This is a genomic window from Cytobacillus sp. MT66 (genome assembly GCF_058792595.1).
Genome location: NZ_JBXAFB010000002.1, coordinates 380,369 through 398,257 on the forward strand (window position 1 = coordinate 380,369; position 17,889 = coordinate 398,257).

The following is a 17,889-nucleotide window of genomic DNA, read 5'->3' on the forward strand; positions in this document are numbered from 1 at the left end:
GCGTGCACCGCTTTTTTTTTGCACAGTCGACACCGTCCATTAAAAATAAAAAAATTAAATCTTCTTTTTAGATGTATTACGATCACGCATTTTGGATAAAATCCTAAATAATTACCCATATTAAGCAAGCAGGGTAATAAAATTTTGTTTTCAGTGATTGAAATTTAGGAGGATTAAAATGGCAACAGGTAAAGTAAAATGGTTTAACTCAGAAAAAGGCTTTGGATTTATTGAGGTTGAAGGCGGAGACGATGTGTTCGTACACTACTCAGCTATCCAAGGCGAAGGCTTCAAAACCCTTGAAGAAGGACAAGAAGTTAATTTTGATATAGAAGAGGGCCAGCGCGGACCTCAAGCTGTAAATGTCACAAAACCATAGTAGTATAAAGAGCCAGGTTTTTGGCTCTTTATTTGTTTTTTTGGGAATATGGGAATAATAGAAGTGATTTTTTTATAACAGTTGAGAAGGGGGATACATGAATGAAGGAGTTTACTGTCAAATTTCATAGTGAGGATTCAGTTGAATCAATGAAAGTAAAGAAACTGAATGAAGAAGATTTTGAGCGTGCCACAGAAGGCGGGACAAGGCACCTTTTTGAACTGGATACCAATATCGGCTTTTTTATCTTTTTCGATGCGGTAGACGGGGAGGATAAGGAATGGTATATGGTCCTTCAATATGAGGAAGAAAATGAAGATCCAAGTGCCTGCTATGCCTTTGAACTAAGTGATTTCTATCAGTTTGCTGCCCTGTATTTAAACGATATGGAATTTCATGATGAGGATCTTGAGGGGGAGGAAGAGGAAGAATATACGCCAATCCATCACCTTGCACATCTCATGTTTCATATTGCAGAAGATGGCAAAGAGGTACAGGCATAATAAAAGAGCAGATATTCTGCTCTTTCCTGCCTTTATTCCTCAGCATCAGCTGTATGTTCATTGCAAAATTTTTCAATTTCCTTTTCTTCTTGATCTTCTAGGGCAAACTCTAATATTTGGTCTGATGAAAGAAAGTAATAATTTAAGATCTTGGAGTCGTCGCCATTTTTATAAAATAATACCCGAAGGCCAACACCATTTTCAGAATATAATTCATCCTCTTCATCGATATCAAGGTCTAAAATATATTCAAAACGTTCTCCCGTTAGGATTCCTGTTGGGTCCTTTAATTTTTCAACAGAATAGCCAGTAATGTTCATGAAGATTCATCCTTCCTTTTCATCACGTAGTACCTATTAACTGAACCATTATACACCTTTCCCGTAATAATGGCATAGTATTACGTCTTTTCGGAAAAAATTTCTAAAAAATAAGATAAGAAATGTTTCAAAAACACCGCTCAAAACCTGTTTTGACTCATTAGGGAAAATATGTTATACTAATTATTGAAATCAGTTTGTCTATTTATGATTCACTTGTTATCCGGTGTTGGCTTATTGGTCGTCGTTAACAAGTGATTTTTATTTTTTTAGGGGGTGTCATAATGGCAATGGGCTTTGGAAGAAAAAATATGGAAGAAGTTAAGATGGAAGAGGTCAAAGTTTGGGAATGCACCTCAGAAACATGCAATTGCTGGGTGAGAGACAATTTTAAAAGCAGTGAAACACCTACCTGTCCGATTTGCAAAAGTGAAATGAGAGAAACTACGAAAGAATTGCAGGTCGTTAACAATAACAGTATTTACTCACACCATTAAATAAATTTAAAGGGGGCATATTGCCTCCTTTTTTTATTGCCATTTTTTAACCGTATTAGCTTGCCAGTATCCTTTAAGTTTCTGGGTATATTAAGTTTTTAGTGGCACAAAATATAAAAAAGGGTAAGTGGAAGTGAGGGTCCTTGGAAAATTTAGTTTGGTTTCTTTCATTGCTGCTGATTAGTTACTTACTGGTATTTCTTACATATAAAAGAAAACATTATTTTGGAAGGAACTTGGCCGTATATTTTTTAATTGCCGGACTTTCATTTATTTTCGAGTTTTTTATTTTGATTTTATTTCATGCATACACGTATTATCCGCTTGTATTAAAGGACCGATGGGCAGACGATATCCTTGGATCCCTTTTTTCCCAGGGCTTTTTTATCCCAAGTGTGATGATGACAATCGCTGCTTATCAATTAAAAACCAGCAGAGTTATTTTTATTATTATTGGCATAGCCATTATTGAGGAACTTTTTCTTTTCCTAGGTCTCTATGAGCATAATTGGTGGCATACCATATATACGATGGCTATACTTTTCGCTGGATCTTTCTTCGTGAAATGGTGGAGAAAGCTTTTGGACAATCCGCCAGTGTATGTAAGATTCACAACCTTATTTATGTTATTCACGGTACTATTTAACACTGCATCATTTTTATTTGCGATGATTTTTAAAACATATTGGTATTCTGTCGGGTGGTTTTCAAATAATCACGTGGATCATCTTGTCTTAGATATTCTTATTTCAGGAACCTATACTTTCGTGCTGACATTAATGGTTCAGTATTCGTCTAAACTAAAGACCATTGTTATTTTTTTCTTGTTTGATCTATGCTTTTTATGGATTATGTTCAAGGCTGAATTTCTTTATCTTAAGGGAGTAGGCGTCATACCAGCACATGCATTGCTGCTGGTTATCATCATACTTGCTGTTTATCGAATGGACCGCTATTTTTTTCCTGATAATGCAGGCAGTGTTTCTTAGCATAATTTCTTTCTGTCAGCAAAAAATAAAATGATCAAAATTAGGGAGTGAAGGGAATGGATGTTAAACGAGTCAAGCAAATTATATCCTCATCCGCAGACATTGAAGTAAAGTACAACGGTGCATCTGTTTGGATTGACCAATTAAGTGAGGACGGGAAGACAGCTACCGTCCATTTGCGGGGACCACTTGAGGAAAGAAGTACTGTTGATATTGATGAACTTCAGGAAATGGAATAAGACTGCAAAGGGGGGCAGCCTCTCACAACATATCATTAGGATTGTGGGAGCTGGCCCCTCTTTTATTGGAAAAGATTTGGGAGGGTTTGGTTTGCGGCATGTGTTTAACATCTATCAGACAGATTTAAAGAACATTGTTGGCAATTGGGCTGCAATGATTGTTATTCTGGGCCTTGCCTTTCTGCCATCCCTATATGCATGGTTTAATATTAAAGCTTCATGGGATCCCTACGGGCAAACGGGTAATCTTCAGGTAGCTGTGGTGAATGAGGATGTGGGTACAGAAATTAGAGACCACTCCATTAATATTGGCTATGAAATCATACAATCGCTGAAAGAAAACAGGAATATTGGCTGGGTATTTACCGATCGTGATGAAGCACTGGATGGGGTCAAGCATGGGAGGTATTATGCAAGTATTTTTATTCCTGCGGATTTTTCTAGAAAAATAGGCACTGTATTATCGGATAACCCAATAAAGGCTGAAATTATCTACCATGTGAATGAAAAATTAAATGCCATCGCCCCGAAAATTACAGAAAAAGGAGCTAGCACAATTGTCGCAAGAGTTACAAATAATTTTATCAAGACGGCAAACGGAACAATTTTTGAAATTCTTAATGAGATTGGGACGGAGCTGGAGGCACAAAGACCCTCTATTGAAGAAAGTACTCATTTAATTTTAAAAATCGAGGGAATGATTCCAGAAGTAAGACAAATCATTCGTACGCTGGAAGAAGATATGGCGATAGCAGAAGAAATCATTTCGAGAGCACAAAATAACCTTACAGAAATCTCAGCAAGGGCAAAGAAATATCAAGATTTTGCAGCAGGTGTAAAGGATTGGACAGAGAAAGGGTCAAATGCTTTCGTACAAGCTGCACTAAGCATCAAAAGTGATTTCATATTCTTGCGGGAGACGGGAGCAAGAACACAGCTCCTAAGCGGGATGGTTTTAGATGTGAATATGGACCCCACGGTTGTCAGAGAGGCTCTTGACCAAACATCTGGCAGGCTATCAAGGGAGGTTAGTGCAGTTGAGAACCTGACAGCTCTCTTAGAAAAAATGAATGAGCTTGCAGGGGAAAACAGGCTGGGGTTTGCTGTCGGTAATTCAAATGGAGTGAAAGACATCCTTAGCCAGCAGCTCTCCATTGTCAATCAAATGAAGGTAAAAATCGATCAAGGAGAAAATGCCCAGCTAGATTTAGCCAATAGGCTAAATGAATTGTCTGGGAGGATAAGTAAACTTTTAGCAGCTATTATTAACAATTATGACAGTCAAATAATTCCGCAGGTGCAGCAAGGCTTGGAAAAAATGAAGAGTACAGCTGGAAAAGCAGCCGGAACGATACAGGATGCAGGAAATGAAATCCCCCATATCCAGAAAATGCTAAGTGATGCTCAAAAAGGCGCAGCTTTTGGCAGCAGGGAACTTGCAAAAGCAGTGAATAGACTTCCAGCAATAGAATCAAAAATAAAAAAGCTTGCTGATGCCATTAGGAGGCTGGAGGCAGAAGGATCGCTCGATCAACTAATTGATCTACTAAAAAATAATGCAGAAAAAGAAGCAGAATTTTTCGCTGAACCCGTTTTATTGAAGGAAATTAGGTTATTTCCGATTCCAAATTACGGATCTGCCATGTCTCCGTTTTTTACAACCCTCTCCTTATGGGTGGGAGCGCTTTTATTGGTATCGCTTCTAACAGTAGAAGTCCATAACGGGCAAATGGGCTATAAAAGCAATGAAATTTATATTGGCCGCTTTTTAACCTTCTTGACACTCGCCGTTTTGCAATCACTGTTTGTTACCTTCGGAAATATCTTTTTAATTGGCACATATGTCGCAGATAAAGGCTGGTTTATCATATTTGGCATGCTGTTAAGCAGTGTGTTCATGCTGATTGTATATACCTTGGTTTCGGTATTTGGAAATGTCGGCAAAGCAGCAGCGATTGTCCTTCTCGTTCTGCAGCTGGCCGGTTCAGGAGGGACCTTTCCGATTCAGGTAACGCCGCTATTCTTTCAGGTTATCCATCCGCTGCTGCCTTTTACTTATGCAATCAGTATGATGAGAGAAGCTGCGGGAGGCATTTTATGGGATGTCGTGTGGCATGATCTCCTTTATTTGTCCTGTTTTGCCGTGATTGCCCTGCTGCTTGGTTTAACTTTAAAAAGCCTGGTTAACCGCACAACAGAAGGAATTGTTAGAAAAGCAAAAGCTAGCAAGCTGATCCATTAAGCTTGTAAGCGTTTGCTTTTTTCTATTTCAATTTTAAAAAGACTATTGCATTCCATTTTTGTACTATTTATAATTATCTTAACAAAATGATTATTTACATTATTGTTACAAGTGTGACATAACTGTAAAAATCTTTTGTAAAATATCTTACTAGGGGGTCATAGGGTGAGGAAAAGACTATCCATCTTATTCAGCCTGTTGCTTGTTTTAAGCATGTTCCTTGCAGCGTGCAGCGGAAACAAAGAAACAACAAGCAACAGCAACAGCAGCAGTTCGACTGATAATGAGAAGAAAGAGGAGAAATCAGAAGTAGCCCAAAATCTGCGTATAAATATCAATACTGAACCGCCTGCACTGCATCCTGGTTTAGCCAAGGATACAACTTCAGGAGCTGTACTGAACCAAACTTTTGAAGGATTAACACGTATTAGTCCTGACGGAAAGCCAGAGCCAGCTGCCGCAGAAAAAATTGATGTTTCTGACGACCAAAAGGTGTACACATTTACTCTTCGCGATGCTGTTTGGTCAAACGGTGACCCAGTTACAGCAAACGATTTCGTTTACGCGTGGAAGTGGGCATTAGATCCAAACAACCAATCAGAATATGCATATCAGCTTTACTATATCAAGGGTGCTGAAGCTGCCAATTCAGGTACAGGATCACTTGATGATATTGGTGTGGAAGCAGTAGATGAAAAAACCCTTAAAGTAACTCTTGAAAATCCAACACCGTATTTCTTAGAGCTGACAGCTTTCTATACTTACTATCCAATCAACAGCAAAATTGCTGAAGCAACCCCAGATTGGTCAACAGATGCTGGTGATAACTACACATCTAACGGACCTTTCGTAATGACAGAGTGGTCACATAGCGATAAGGTAGTTCTGAAGAAAAACGAGAAATATTGGGACGCTGATACTGTTAAGCTTGATACAATCGAAATGATTATGGTTAATGATCCGAATACAGAATTATCTATGTTTGAAAATGGCGAGCTTGACTGGGCTGGTGCGCCAACTGGGAACCTTCCAACAGACGCTATGCAGGCTCTAAAAGATGACGGTCGTTTACAAACACAGGCAATTGCCGGTATTTACAACTATAAGTTTAATACCACTGTTGAACCATTCAATAATGTTAACATCCGAAAAGCTTTTGCACATGCAATCAACCGTCAGGAGATCATTGATAACATTACACAAGGCGGCCAAATGCCTGCAATGGCGATCGTGCCTCCTTCCATGATTCCTGATAACGAGCAAGGATTTTTCCCTGATAACGACGTAGAAAAAGCTAAAGAATACTTGCAAAAGGGTATGGAGGAATTAGGATATAAGGATGTTTCTGAATTCCCTGCCGTGACACTTTCATACAACACAAGTGAGGCACACCAAAAGATTGCACAAGCAATCCAGGATATGTGGAAACAAAACCTTGGCGTTGAGGTAAATCTTGACAACCAAGAATGGGCTGTATACCTTGATAAGCTGCATGCACTTGACTATCAAGTAGGCCGTTTAGGCTGGTTAGGTGACTTTAACGATGCAATCAACTTCTTAGAAATGTATCGTGACGCTGATGGCGGAAACAACGATACAGGCTGGGAAAGCAAGGAATTCCAAGACCTCCTAGCCAAATCTGCGATGGAAGGGGATCCTGCTAAACGCTTGCAGCTTCTAAAAGATGCTGAAGCAGTATTAATGGACGATATGCCGGTAGCACCAATTTACTTCTACACTAATAACTGGGTACAGAATGAAAGCTTAAAAGATGTAGTCGTGTCTGGTCTTGGCGATGTTCAATATAAGTGGGCTTACTTTGAATAATAGCTAAATAAAAAGGTATGTTGCCTTGTTCCTCTTGGGGACTTCCGGCAACATACCTTTTCCTATTGAAATCTGTTAATTTACTGCGGTTTCTTCAGTTTGTTCCCTTACATAATCAATCTCAAAGCCCAGGTCTGTCAGCATTTGATGGTCTGCGGTTTCTTCCTGTCCTGCGGTTGTTAAGTAATCGCCGACAAAAATGGAGTTTGCTGCATAGAGTCCCAGCGGCTGCAGACTTCTTAAGTTTACTTCGCGACCCCCGGAAATTCTGATTTCTTTTGTCGGGTTGATAAATCGCATTAAGCAAAGAACTTTTAGGCAATATCTTGGATTAAGCACATCGGTCCCTGCAAGAGGAGTACCCTCAATTGCATGCAGGAAGTTTACTGGAATGGAATCGGCATCAAGGACTTTTAAGCTTCTAGCCATTGCCAGGACATCCTCTTTTGTTTCTTTCATGCCGACAATTACCCCTGAGCACGGAGAAATTCCTGCTTGTTTGACCAGTTCAACTGTATTGACGCGATCATCGTATGTATGAGAGGTCGTGATGTTTTCGTGATGGTTCGCAGATGTATTAATGTTATGGTTATAGCGGTCAACACCAGCTTCTTTTAATTTGACTGCCTGTTCTGGCTTTAAGAGGCCTAAGCAAGCACAAACCTTCATATTATATTGCTCTTTGATTTCCTTAACCGCGGAGACTACTTCTTCAATTTCTTTGTTTGAAGGTCCTCTGCCGCTGGCAACGATACAATAGGTGCCAACATTAAGCTGATGAGCATTAGCAGCACCCTTCATAATGGAATCCTTATCCATCATGCGGTATTTTTCAATTGGGGCTGTTGAAACGGCTGATTGTGAGCAATACCCGCAATTTTCTGGGCACAGGCCTGATTTTGTATTAATAATCATGTTCAGCTTCACTTTATTGCCGTAATAATGATGGCGAATTTTGTAGGCACTATGGAGAAGTGCCAATAATTCCCCGTCAGGGCTGTCCAAAATGCTTAGTGCTTCTGCGTCAGATAATTCTTGTCCTTCTAATACTTTTTCTGCCAGGTCCATCCATTTTTTCATGACTTTCCTCCTCGTTTTTACGCTGATCTTTGCATCTTTCTAAATTGGCTGCTTCCTAATACACGGTGCTCCAAACGGTGTGCCAATACTCCAGCGCCGATAGCCAGAAGAATATCTTTTGGCAGTGGCGGGACCATCCACAGCCATGCTAGCCCGTAAGTAAAGCCCTCCGGTGCTGCTGCCCAAAGTTTGTAAGCAAAATACATCCAGTTTGTACCAAATAAATAATTGATGACCATCCCGATTAGGGCAGCTGTAATGTAGACAGGTACAGTTTTTTTCTTCTCAATGATTTTGCCAGTTACATAGGCTGTGAAGATAAATGAAATGATGAAACCGAAAGTTGGGCTAAGCAGATGGCCGATTCCTCCGCCAAATTTAGCGAAAACAGGTGCTCCAGCTAACCCAACAAAAGCATACACGGCCATAGAAATGGCGCCTAATCGGCTGCCAAGGATGGCTCCTGCTAAAATTGCAAAAAATGTTTGCAGGGTTATTGGGACACCGCCGACCACCATGAATGGAACAATTGAAGTGATGTTTGCACCTATGCACATAAGTCCGACAAACATACCGGCAAGTGTTAGGTCAATGGCTCTTAATTTTTTCATATGATTCCCCCAAAATTCAGATTTTAAGAAGATTATATTTTAAGATAAATCTATTTTTAGGGATTTGTCAACCTTGAATTTGTTTTGGTTAACATATCAAGGCGGTATAGAGATTGCTTCAGCAATTTTTTAAGGACCAATTAGCACTGTGTGGCAGTGCTAGTTGGTCCTTCTTAATTCTTGAAGATATTTAGTTACTTTTTTTCCTGCGGATATCCCGCTTTCTATTGCACCATCGATAAATCCGGCCCAGCCGTTAGCGTAATCTGAACCTGCTATAAATAGGCCAACTTCTCCTCTCTGAAGTTCTTCGAGAAATTCTGTCAGCTGCTTGTTTTTCAGCATTGCCCAAGTACCTTGTGAGAGAGGGTCAGCCATCCAATCATGTCCAGCAGTTTCTATCACTTCGATGTCAGGTATAAACGTACGAAGCTCGTTTTCTATTTCTTTCGCATTTCTTATATTCAGTTTTGTCGAGTCACAGCCGAAACCAACAAAAATGCTGGTATCTTTATTTATTGCTTCAGTCTGTACATAATTAATTTTATGGTGTGCAGGAGCTGTTAAAACAATAGGACACCTTGGCCCGCGTACTCTTGCCCAAAATTTAAATCCTTTGCTTGTTTGTTTTTCAACAGCAGCTTTACACTTTTTTTCTGACAAAGGCGGCTCAAATAAAATGTTGTTTAACACATTTAAAGGTAGGGCTGCGATTACGGATCTGCCAGAAAACTCGCATCCATCTTTTGTCATTACTTTATATCCATAGCAAGTTTTCTCTACTTTTGAAACAATCGCAGACAGTCGCAGATCTGCTCCTTCAGCATCTTTTAATATGGCCTCGATAAGTGCTTTCGTTCCATCAGCTAATTTATATACAGATGATGTTTCTTGCATGAGCTCCCAATTATGGCCCGCTAAGGCTGCTAGCCGATAAGCCTGGGTTAAAGCAGCTTCTTCCAATGAACTGTTAAAATGAAGGGACCACAAACTGTAAATAATATCGAACGCCTCATCATTCAGATTTAATTCATTTAATCTCTCGGAAACTGAAATGTGATCAATTTTTAATAACCGATCATATTCACGCAAAGGCTCATAGGGATAGGGAAAATACCTTTTAGAATCATTCAAAAATTTAGTAAGTCCGTCATTTATCTTTTCAGACCATTCATCCACTGTGCCTTCGTATTTTTTTCCATCAGCCATCCAATAGGCTTTTTCTGCTTTAGGTGAAGCTGTTACCTTAAGACCATACCGGGTAATTTCTGACCATACATAAGGCTGAAACCAATGAATCCAGGCTCCGCCCAGTTCAAGATTGCAGCCAATTCGCCTGTCCACCCAAGTTCTTCCGCCGATTCGGTCCCTTCCTTCAAGTATTAGCGGTTTAAAACCTTTTTGGCAAACCTCTCTTGCTGCTGTAATACCTGCAAATCCTGCACCAATGATGATGACATCGAAGTGATCAAGAGCCATCTTTATTTCCCACCTTTATAAAGGCTATATGCTAAAAAAATGGTAATACATGAAGGATACACTTTATGGCATGGAATCATTCGTTCAAATGGAGATATATGGGGACATTGGCTAAGAGTTTTTTTTATATTAGGAAATAATATTAAAGATCAGGGTCTTAAATTAAAAAATAAAGCAGGCAGGTATTGTAAATGAATAGATTAAACGTAAAAGGCAGCAGTATTTTTTATCAGGTTGAGGGAAATGGCATTCCAATAGTATTTATTCATCCGCCAGTACTTACATCTGTTATTTTTAAGTATCAGCTTGAGGGCCTATCTTCTAATTTGCAGGTCATTACCTTTGATATTAGAGGACATGGGAGAAGTGAATTTTCAAGTTTACCGATTACATATCCCTTAATCATTCAAGATATTACAAAGCTATTAGATCACTTGAATATTGAAAAGGCAATAATATGCGGATATTCAACCGGCGCATCGATTGCATTAGAGTTTCTTTTATCTTTTCCTGAAAGAACATTAGGAGGCATTATAATTAGCGGAATGCCAGATGTAGATGATATATACCTGAGAAATAAGATTTCATTCGGCAGTAAATTAGCCAGCAAGGGAGCAAAATCTGTTTTAGCATGGTCGATGTCATGGAGCAATTCAGATACATTACCATTATTTAAAACAATGGTCAAAGAAGCTTCCCGAGGGAAAATTGAGAATATGGAGCAATATTTTCGTTATAGTATGGAGTATAATTGTACTTCTCAATTGAAACATATAAATAAACCAATGTTGCTAGTTTTTGGAAAGAAAGATAAACCATTTTTTAAGTATGCCAGCATATTACAAAAAAACCTGCCAGACAATCATTTATATTTTATAAATGAAAGTCATCGAATTCCCACAAAGGCTGCCAAGGAGTTGAATCAATTAATCATTGGTTTTGTTCATACAAATTTTTAATGAATAGCGGCAAATACTATTAGGGACGAAAAAAAATGGCCTCCAGCATCGTCATAAACCTGAATACTGAAGACCCCAAAAATTATATTAAATAACTTAGGCTCGCCTTGACTTAAAAAGAATTAGATTCACCCAAGTATTATTGAATATGCTCGCGTTTTCGGTAGATTACATAGCTTCGCGTCAAATAGCGGACCGGAAGGCTGAACACGTGAACAAGCCGTGTAAATGGCCAGGCGGCAAAGATGCCAAATACGGCCACAATATGAATTTTAAACCAGATCGGCACATCTGCAAGAAGACTAGCGTCTGCACGGAAGGTAAGGACACCCCTTAGCCATGGACCGATGGTTGTGCGGTAGTCAAATCCATGAGAATCGATGTTAATGAATGTAGCTGAGAGTCCTGATAGAATGACAATTATTAAGCAAATTAGGGATACCCAGTCACCTGGGGTGCTTGTTGCCACAAGTCTGCGAACAGACATGCGCCGATAAAAGAGGATGAGAATCCCGATTGCCGCGGCAACCCCTGCAGGTATTCCTCCGATAAGTGCTATCGTATGGTATTGATGTTCGGATACACCGATAGATTCATAGACTCCGATGGGTATTAATAACCCCATGACGTGGCCAAAAAAGACAAAAATAATTCCCCAGTGAAAAAGATTACTTCCCAGCCTAAGCAGCTTTTTTTCCAGGATTTCACTTGATTTCGTTGTCCAGCCAAATTGATCATGATTGTACCGGTAGATGTGGCCGCCAATAAAAATGGTCAGGACAATATAGGGGAGCACTACCCATAGAAATTGTTCAAACATATTTCTTCACTCCTCCGAACAGACTTAGCAATTCCCGCTTCCTCAAGATTCAGCAGGATGGAACGTAAAATATGGCCGTACAAATTGGTTTCTGGATCAATCTTCTCGGAGATTTCCTTGATGTTTTTTAAATACCGGTCAAATACAGGCTTTCTTGTTTCAAGATCAACATGACTGGCAAACTCAAGCATGACAGGAAGGAAGTCTGGCAGTTCCTTATCAGTCATATCAAAGCCATTTAACTTATAATAATTTTTTAGAAAGAGAAGATCCATGCCCCTTTCACGCTGCTCACCGTTAGACATATACGTTACATAGAGGTTGGTCTTCTTTCCAAAGTCAAACGTATTTACATAAGCAGCCACAAGCTCAGAAGGAGGCATGTGCTTGAGCTTGCGGAAAAAAAGATCTAGTTCGTTTTTGACAGGAGAAGAAGAGGCTCCCTTAATTTCAGCTTCCAGCTCCTCAATAGAATCGATAAATTCATTATCAGGGTAGCTCAAAAGATAAGAACAAACCCGAAATGCCAATTGGATATCCTGTTCACTCATCAAACGTCACCGCTTTCTTTAGTACTTTAAACTGCCGGGGGACAGGCCCCCAATGGTTTAATGCTGTAAAGCAACGGGGGTCAGGCCCCCGGTGCTTTACTGTATCAAAGAGTTCCGCAGGCGCCAGGGCCCCCGGCGAAGGCTAGGCCACAGCTGCCTTGTTCGTCATAAAGGTCTGCCACGTCTTCACGGTGGGAGGCAGGGATGACGAAGCGATCTTCGTATTTGGCAATGGCCAGCAGACGGTACATGTCTTTAATATCCTGTTCGGTTAATCCAAGATTTTCAACTAATGCTGGATTTGGCACTTTGTTTGTCTGCAGGCTTCTCATATAGCTTCTCATCACCGCCATTTTCTTTAATACGGTGCGGATATGTGTTTCATCACCAGCGGTTAGCAGGTTCGCTAAATATTGAATTGGGATCCGCATTTGTTCAATGGCAGGGAAGATGTCCTCTGCATTAGCAGAACTGCCAACGCCTTCAAACATATTCATGATTGGGCTTAGCGGCGGAATGTACCAAACCATTGGCATTGTCCGGTATTCAGGGTGAAGCGGCAGCGCAATTTTCCAATCAATAATCATTTTGTAGATTGGTGATTTTTGAGCAGCTTCAATGAATTCCATTGGGATGCCTTCCTGTTTCGCTGCTTTAACTACCTCAGGATCATTTGGATCAAGGAAGATGCCTAATTGGGCATGATATAGATCTTTTTCATCTGCCAGTGCAGCCTCCTGTACTTTGTCGGCATCATAAAGCATGACGCCTAAATAGCGAATACGGCCAACGCAAGTTTCTGAACAAATGGTTGGCAGGCCAGCTTCAATCCGCGGGAAGCAAAGAGTGCACTTTTCCGCTTTATTAGTCTGCCAGTTAAAATAAACCTTTTTATACGGGCAGGAAGTTACGCAATGTCTCCATGCGCGGCAGGCGTTCTGGTCAACTAGAACAATACCGTCTTCATCCCGTTTATACATAGCGCCAGAGGGACAGGCACTAACACAGGATGGATTGATACAGTGTTCACAAATTCTAGGCAGATACATCATAAATACTTCTTCAAATTCGGTGCGGATTTTGTTTTCCATCGCTTCAACATTCGGATCGCGCAAACCAGTAATATGGCCTCCGGCAAGGTCGTCCTCCCAGTTTGGCCCCCAAAGGATATCCATGAACTCTCCCGTTAAGGCCGACTTTGGCCGGGCAACGGGCTGAACCTTTCTTTCCGGGCTATTTGTTAATGTTTCATAGTCATAAGTCCAAGGCTCATAGTAATCATCAATTTCAGGGAGATTCGGATTATAAAATAACTGCATAAGACGATTTGTTTTTGATCCTGATCGTAATTGCAGCTTGCCGTCTTTTACAATCCATCCCCCCTGATAGTGGTCCTGATCCTCCCAGCGCTTCGGATATCCGATGCCGGGCTTTGTCTCAACATTATTAAAGTACATATATTCTGCACCTGGACGATTTGTCCAGGTGTTTTTACATGTAACACTGCATGTATGACAGCCGATGCATTTATCTAAATTCATGACCATTCCGATTTGTGCTTTAATCTTCAAGCCAATCAACCTCCTTAAGTTTGCGGATGACCACATTGACATCACGCTGGTTTCCGGTTGGTCCGTAGTAGTTAAAGCCATAGCTTAACTGGGCATAACCGCCAATCATATGGGTCGGTTTGACGTAGATTTTTGTCGGACTATTATGCGTTCCGCCACGATTGCTTGTTAATTTTGTACCAGGCACGTTGATATGCCGGTCTTGTGCGTGGTGCATAAAGGCCATGCCTCGCGGGATTCGGTGAGAAACAACTGCTCTTGCGACAACAACGCCATTGCGGTTGAAGCATTCAATCCAGTCATTATCCTCAACACCGACTTCTGCAGCATCATCTTTATTCATCCAAACAGTCGGTCCGCCTCTGAAAAGAGTCAGCATCGGCTGGGAGTCGAAATACATGCTGTGAATGGACCATTTATTATGCGGAGTTAAATAATTTAGTACAATTTCTTTACCTTCGGCTTCCGGGCGGTTTTTCTTAAATGGCTTCTGCTGTAAAATCGGCTTGAACGTTGCCATTGCTTCACCAAACTCCTGCATCATTTCATGATCCAAATAGAAGGACTGTCTGCCTGTAATCGTCCGCCAAGGTATGAAACGTTCAACATTTGTAGTAAATGGTGAATATCTCCGCCCGCCTTTTTCAGAGCCGCTAAAAGCAGGAGAGGTGATAACTGTTTTAGGCTGCGCTGTAATTTGTGCAAACGTAAAGCACTCTTCTTCACGTTCTGCGGCTAGATCAACAAGCTCTAGGGCGGTTTTCTTCTCAAGTGCTTCCCAGGCTTTAACAGCCATGCGGCCATTCGATGTAGAAGAAAGGGTCAGCACTGCTTCACAGGCATTTTTCGCACTTTCAATATTAGGGCAGCCGTCTCCGGCACCGCCTTGGACAGTGCCAAGCACCTTCTTGAGCTTTTCGTATTCCTCTTCAGCAGACCAATTAATGCCTTTAATGCCATAAGGAGCATTTTTGACATTCGCGCCTAAAGAGATCCATTTTTCGTAGATCAGCTTGTAATCTCTTTCGACCACATGGATCTGCGGCATTGTTTTTCCAGGAATCGGTTCACATTCGCCTTTGCTCCAATCCTTGATGATGCCAAGCGGCTGTGCCATTTCCTGAGGTGTATCGTGAAGTAGCGGAGTCGCAACTACCTCTTTCATAGGTTCTAGTTTTAAGTCTCTAGCCATTTCCGATACTGATTTAGCAATAGATTTGAAGATATCCCAATCAGACCGGGCTTCCCATGGCGAAGAAATCGCAGGGTTGAATGGATGAATAAATGGATGCATATCCGTGCTATTTAAATCGTGCTTTTCATACCATGTTGCCGCAGGGAGGATGACGTCTGAATACAAGCCTGTTCCAGCCATGCGAAAATCTAAATCAATTAATAAATCAAGCTTTCCTTCAGCTGCTTTGTCTGTCCATTTCACTTCTTCTGGCCTTAAGCTGTCACCATCCTCGTTTAAAAGGCCGCTAGTGGTACCCAGCAAATGCTTTAAGAAATATTCATGGCCTTTACCAGAACTCGATATTAAATTAGATCTCCAGACAAATAGATTTCTAGGGAAGTTAATTGGATTATCAGGATCTTCAATGGCAAATTGCAGCTTCCTAGTTTTCAATTTTTCCGCTACATACTGTCCAACTTCCTCAGCTGTTCTTGCACCCGAACCTTCAGCCTCTTTGTACAAATCTATTGTATTTTGATTGAAAGTCGGATAGGAAGGGAGCCAGCCTAATCGTGCAGCCATGACATTGTAATCAGCATAATGGTCATAGCGTGCCTTTTCATAAATTGGCGAAATATGCTCGCTTACCGGCTGCTCTTCGTATCTCCATTGATCGGTTGTAAAATAGAAGAAGGAGGTTCCGTTCTGCAATTTTGCTTGTCCGCCCCAGTCCTTTGCAGTAGCAAGGGTCTGCCAGCCTTCTACTGGACGAAGTTTTTCCTGGCCCACATAATGAGCCCAGCCGCCGCCATTGACTCCTTGGGCACCAACAAATAACACAAGGTTTAATACAGCACGGTAAATCGTATCTGAGTTGAACCAGTGGTTAATTCCGGCACCGACGATAATCATCGAACGTCCATTTGTATCAAGCGCATTTTGGGCGAACTCACGGGCAATCTTAGTAACAAGCTCCTTTTTCACGCCCGTAATCTTTTCCTGCCAGGCTGGAGTAAATGGCACATCGTCATCTAATGATTTGGCAGCTTCACCGCCAAGTCCGCGGTCAACTCCATAGTTTGCCAGTGTTAAGTCATAAACAGTTGCCGTGTAAAAAATTTCTCCATCAAGCTCTACCTTCTTCATAGGAACACTTCGGGTGAGCACACGATTGCCTTCGTGAGAGAAATACGGGATTTTGACAGACACAATCTCGTCTTCAATTCCTTTAAAGGAAAGTCTAGGATCAATATTTTCACCTGTTTCCTCATCGAATGGCTTTAAATTCCATTTAGCTTTGTCTTCCCATCTTGAACCCATTGTTCCATGCGGGATTACCAATTTTTTGTTCAGGTCGTTATAAAGGACTGGCTTAAATTCGCCATGATTTACTGCCTTGCCAAGATCTTTAGCATTGAGGAAGCGGTCAGGAATAAATTCATCTCCGTCCTTTTTCAAAGTGACCACAAATGGGAAATCTGTATATTGTTTTGAATAATTGATAAAGTAGTCATGCTGCTTTTCTTCATAAAATTCCTTTAAAATAACGTGGCCCATGGCCATCGCAAGTGCACCGTCAGCACCCTGGCGAACTTTCATCCAGTCATCCGAGAATTTAGTTGATTCTGCATAGTCGGGGCTGACTGAGACAACCTTAGTTCCTCTGTAGCGAACCTCTGCCAAAAAGTGAGCATCAGGCGTCCGTGTTTGCGGGACATTGGAACCCCATGTCATGATATAGCCTGAATTAAACCAGTCACTGCTCTCAGGCACATCTGTCTGATCACCCCAGATCTGCGGGGAAGCAGGAGGGAGGTCAGCATACCAGTCATAGAAGCTGAGCATTGGACCGCCAATTAAGGACATAAAGCGTGAGCCAGAGGCATAGCTAAGCATTGACATCGCTGGAATTGGTGTAAAACCGACATTTCGGTCAGGTCCATATTTAATAACCGTGTAAAGAATAGATGCAGAAACAAGCTTCAGCACCTCATCCCAATCGGCGCGAACTAATCCGCCTTTACCGCGGGCCTGTTTGTAGGATTTTGCCTTTCCTGGATTTTCCACAATACTTTTCCAGGCCTCCAGCGGGTTATCATTTACCTTTAAAGCCTCGCGCCACATATTAAGTAATATCCCGCGTACATATGGGTATTTAACGCGAAGCGGGCTGTAAATGTACCATGAAAAGCTCGCACCTCGCGGGCATCCCCTTGGCTCAAAGTCAGGCATATCGGGGCCTGTTGATGGATAATCAAGCTGCTGGCCTTCCCAGGTGACAATGCCGTCCTTCACGTAAATATTCCAGCTGCAGGAACCAGTGCAGTTGACCCCATGGGTGGAGCGGACAACCTTATCATGCTGCCATCTGCTTCGGTACGCATGTTCCCAATCACGATTTTCATGTGTTGTTTGACTATGGTTATTGGATTGTTTTTCAATAGGAGTAAAGTATTTAAAGCGATTGTATAAAGGCGAATGTTTTTTCTTCACAGTATTCTCTCCTTTGCCATTCGAATAAATTTCATCGAATGTAATGGTCATTGCTTTAGTCTCACTGTAGCAACAGGGTTGATTGACCTACAGTGAAGTACTTCACATTCAGTTTTAATGTCACAAAATAGACAAAAATATTTTTGTAGAAA

16 protein-coding genes are annotated in these 17,889 nt (G+C 41.2%); 8 read left to right on the top strand and 8 right to left on the bottom strand.

Annotation, left to right across the window (positions count from 1 at the left end):
• Positions 1–178 precede the first annotated feature (178 nt).
• Positions 179–379, top strand: coding sequence for a cold-shock protein (locus AC1Q59_RS05210; RefSeq protein ID WP_492364734.1), 201 nt, complete (start codon positions 179–181; stop codon positions 377–379).
• 101 nt (positions 380–480) lie between these two features.
• On the top strand, positions 481–882 hold the full coding sequence (locus AC1Q59_RS05215) for a cytosolic protein (RefSeq protein WP_492364735.1): 402 nt from the start codon (positions 481–483) through the stop codon (positions 880–882).
• Between the two features lie 32 nt (positions 883–914).
• Here AC1Q59_RS05215 and AC1Q59_RS05220 read toward each other — a convergent pair whose 3' ends face one another.
• Positions 915–1,202: a DUF6509 family protein gene (locus tag AC1Q59_RS05220; RefSeq protein ID WP_492364736.1), complete on the bottom strand. Its 288-nt coding sequence runs from the start codon at positions 1,200–1,202 to the stop codon at positions 915–917.
• 284 nt (positions 1,203–1,486) lie between these two features.
• On the opposite strand from AC1Q59_RS05220, the gene AC1Q59_RS05225 reads away from it, so the two are divergent.
• The 5 genes from AC1Q59_RS05225 to AC1Q59_RS05245 all read left to right on the top strand — a co-directional run bounded on the left by AC1Q59_RS05225 (position 1,487) and on the right by AC1Q59_RS05245 (position 6,996).
• Positions 1,487–1,699: a cold-shock protein gene (locus AC1Q59_RS05225; protein ID WP_492364737.1), complete on the top strand. Its 213-nt coding sequence runs from the start codon at positions 1,487–1,489 to the stop codon at positions 1,697–1,699.
• Positions 1,700–1,842: 143 nt separating this feature from the next.
• Positions 1,843–2,688, top strand: a complete 846-nt coding sequence (locus tag AC1Q59_RS05230) for a hypothetical protein (RefSeq protein ID WP_492364738.1) — start codon at positions 1,843–1,845, stop codon at positions 2,686–2,688.
• Between the two features lie 56 nt (positions 2,689–2,744).
• Positions 2,745–2,927: an H-type small acid-soluble spore protein gene (locus AC1Q59_RS05235; protein WP_492364739.1), complete on the top strand. Its 183-nt coding sequence runs from the start codon at positions 2,745–2,747 to the stop codon at positions 2,925–2,927.
• A 100-nt stretch (positions 2,928–3,027) separates the two neighbouring features.
• On the top strand, positions 3,028–5,169 hold the full coding sequence (locus AC1Q59_RS05240; RefSeq protein WP_492364881.1) for a YhgE/Pip domain-containing protein: 2,142 nt from the start codon (positions 3,028–3,030) through the stop codon (positions 5,167–5,169).
• A 165-nt stretch (positions 5,170–5,334) separates the two neighbouring features.
• A complete protein-coding gene (locus AC1Q59_RS05245; RefSeq protein WP_492364740.1) occupies positions 5,335–6,996 on the top strand; it encodes a peptide ABC transporter substrate-binding protein in 1,662 nt (553 codons plus the stop codon).
• Between the two features lie 75 nt (positions 6,997–7,071).
• On the opposite strand, the gene bioB is transcribed toward AC1Q59_RS05245, so the two are convergent.
• From bioB to AC1Q59_RS05260, 3 genes are all read right to left on the bottom strand, one after another.
• Positions 7,072–8,076, bottom strand: coding sequence for a biotin synthase BioB (gene bioB / locus AC1Q59_RS05250; RefSeq protein ID WP_492364741.1), 1,005 nt, complete (start codon positions 8,074–8,076; stop codon positions 7,072–7,074).
• 17 nt (positions 8,077–8,093) lie between these two features.
• A complete protein-coding gene (locus AC1Q59_RS05255) occupies positions 8,094–8,687 on the bottom strand; it encodes a biotin transporter BioY (protein ID WP_492364742.1) in 594 nt (197 codons plus the stop codon).
• Positions 8,688–8,846: 159 nt separating this feature from the next.
• Positions 8,847–10,166, bottom strand: a complete 1,320-nt coding sequence (locus AC1Q59_RS05260; protein ID WP_492364743.1) for a flavin monoamine oxidase family protein — start codon at positions 10,164–10,166, stop codon at positions 8,847–8,849.
• A gap of 191 nt (positions 10,167–10,357) precedes the next feature.
• Between AC1Q59_RS05260 and AC1Q59_RS05265 the strand changes: the two genes are divergently transcribed.
• Complete coding sequence (locus AC1Q59_RS05265) at positions 10,358–11,125, top strand: alpha/beta fold hydrolase (RefSeq protein WP_492364744.1); 768 nt, start codon at positions 10,358–10,360, stop codon at positions 11,123–11,125.
• A gap of 139 nt (positions 11,126–11,264) precedes the next feature.
• On the opposite strand, the gene narI is transcribed toward AC1Q59_RS05265, so the two are convergent.
• From narI to AC1Q59_RS05285, 4 genes are all read right to left on the bottom strand, one after another.
• Positions 11,265–11,945, bottom strand: a complete 681-nt coding sequence (narI, locus tag AC1Q59_RS05270) for a respiratory nitrate reductase subunit gamma (RefSeq protein WP_492364745.1) — start codon at positions 11,943–11,945, stop codon at positions 11,265–11,267.
• The gene (narJ, locus tag AC1Q59_RS05275; protein ID WP_492364746.1) at positions 11,921–12,496 is read right to left on the bottom strand and encodes a nitrate reductase molybdenum cofactor assembly chaperone; all 576 of its coding nucleotides are present in this window, start codon (positions 12,494–12,496) and stop codon (positions 11,921–11,923) included. Before narJ ends, narI begins: the two co-directional genes overlap by 25 nt.
• 104 nt (positions 12,497–12,600) lie before the next feature.
• Complete coding sequence (gene narH, locus AC1Q59_RS05280) at positions 12,601–14,067, bottom strand: nitrate reductase subunit beta (RefSeq protein WP_492364747.1); 1,467 nt, start codon at positions 14,065–14,067, stop codon at positions 12,601–12,603.
• Positions 14,057–17,737, bottom strand: a complete 3,681-nt coding sequence (locus tag AC1Q59_RS05285; protein WP_492364748.1) for a nitrate reductase subunit alpha — start codon at positions 17,735–17,737, stop codon at positions 14,057–14,059. Before AC1Q59_RS05285 ends, narH begins: the two co-directional genes overlap by 11 nt.
• Positions 17,738–17,889: the final 152 nt, after the last annotated feature.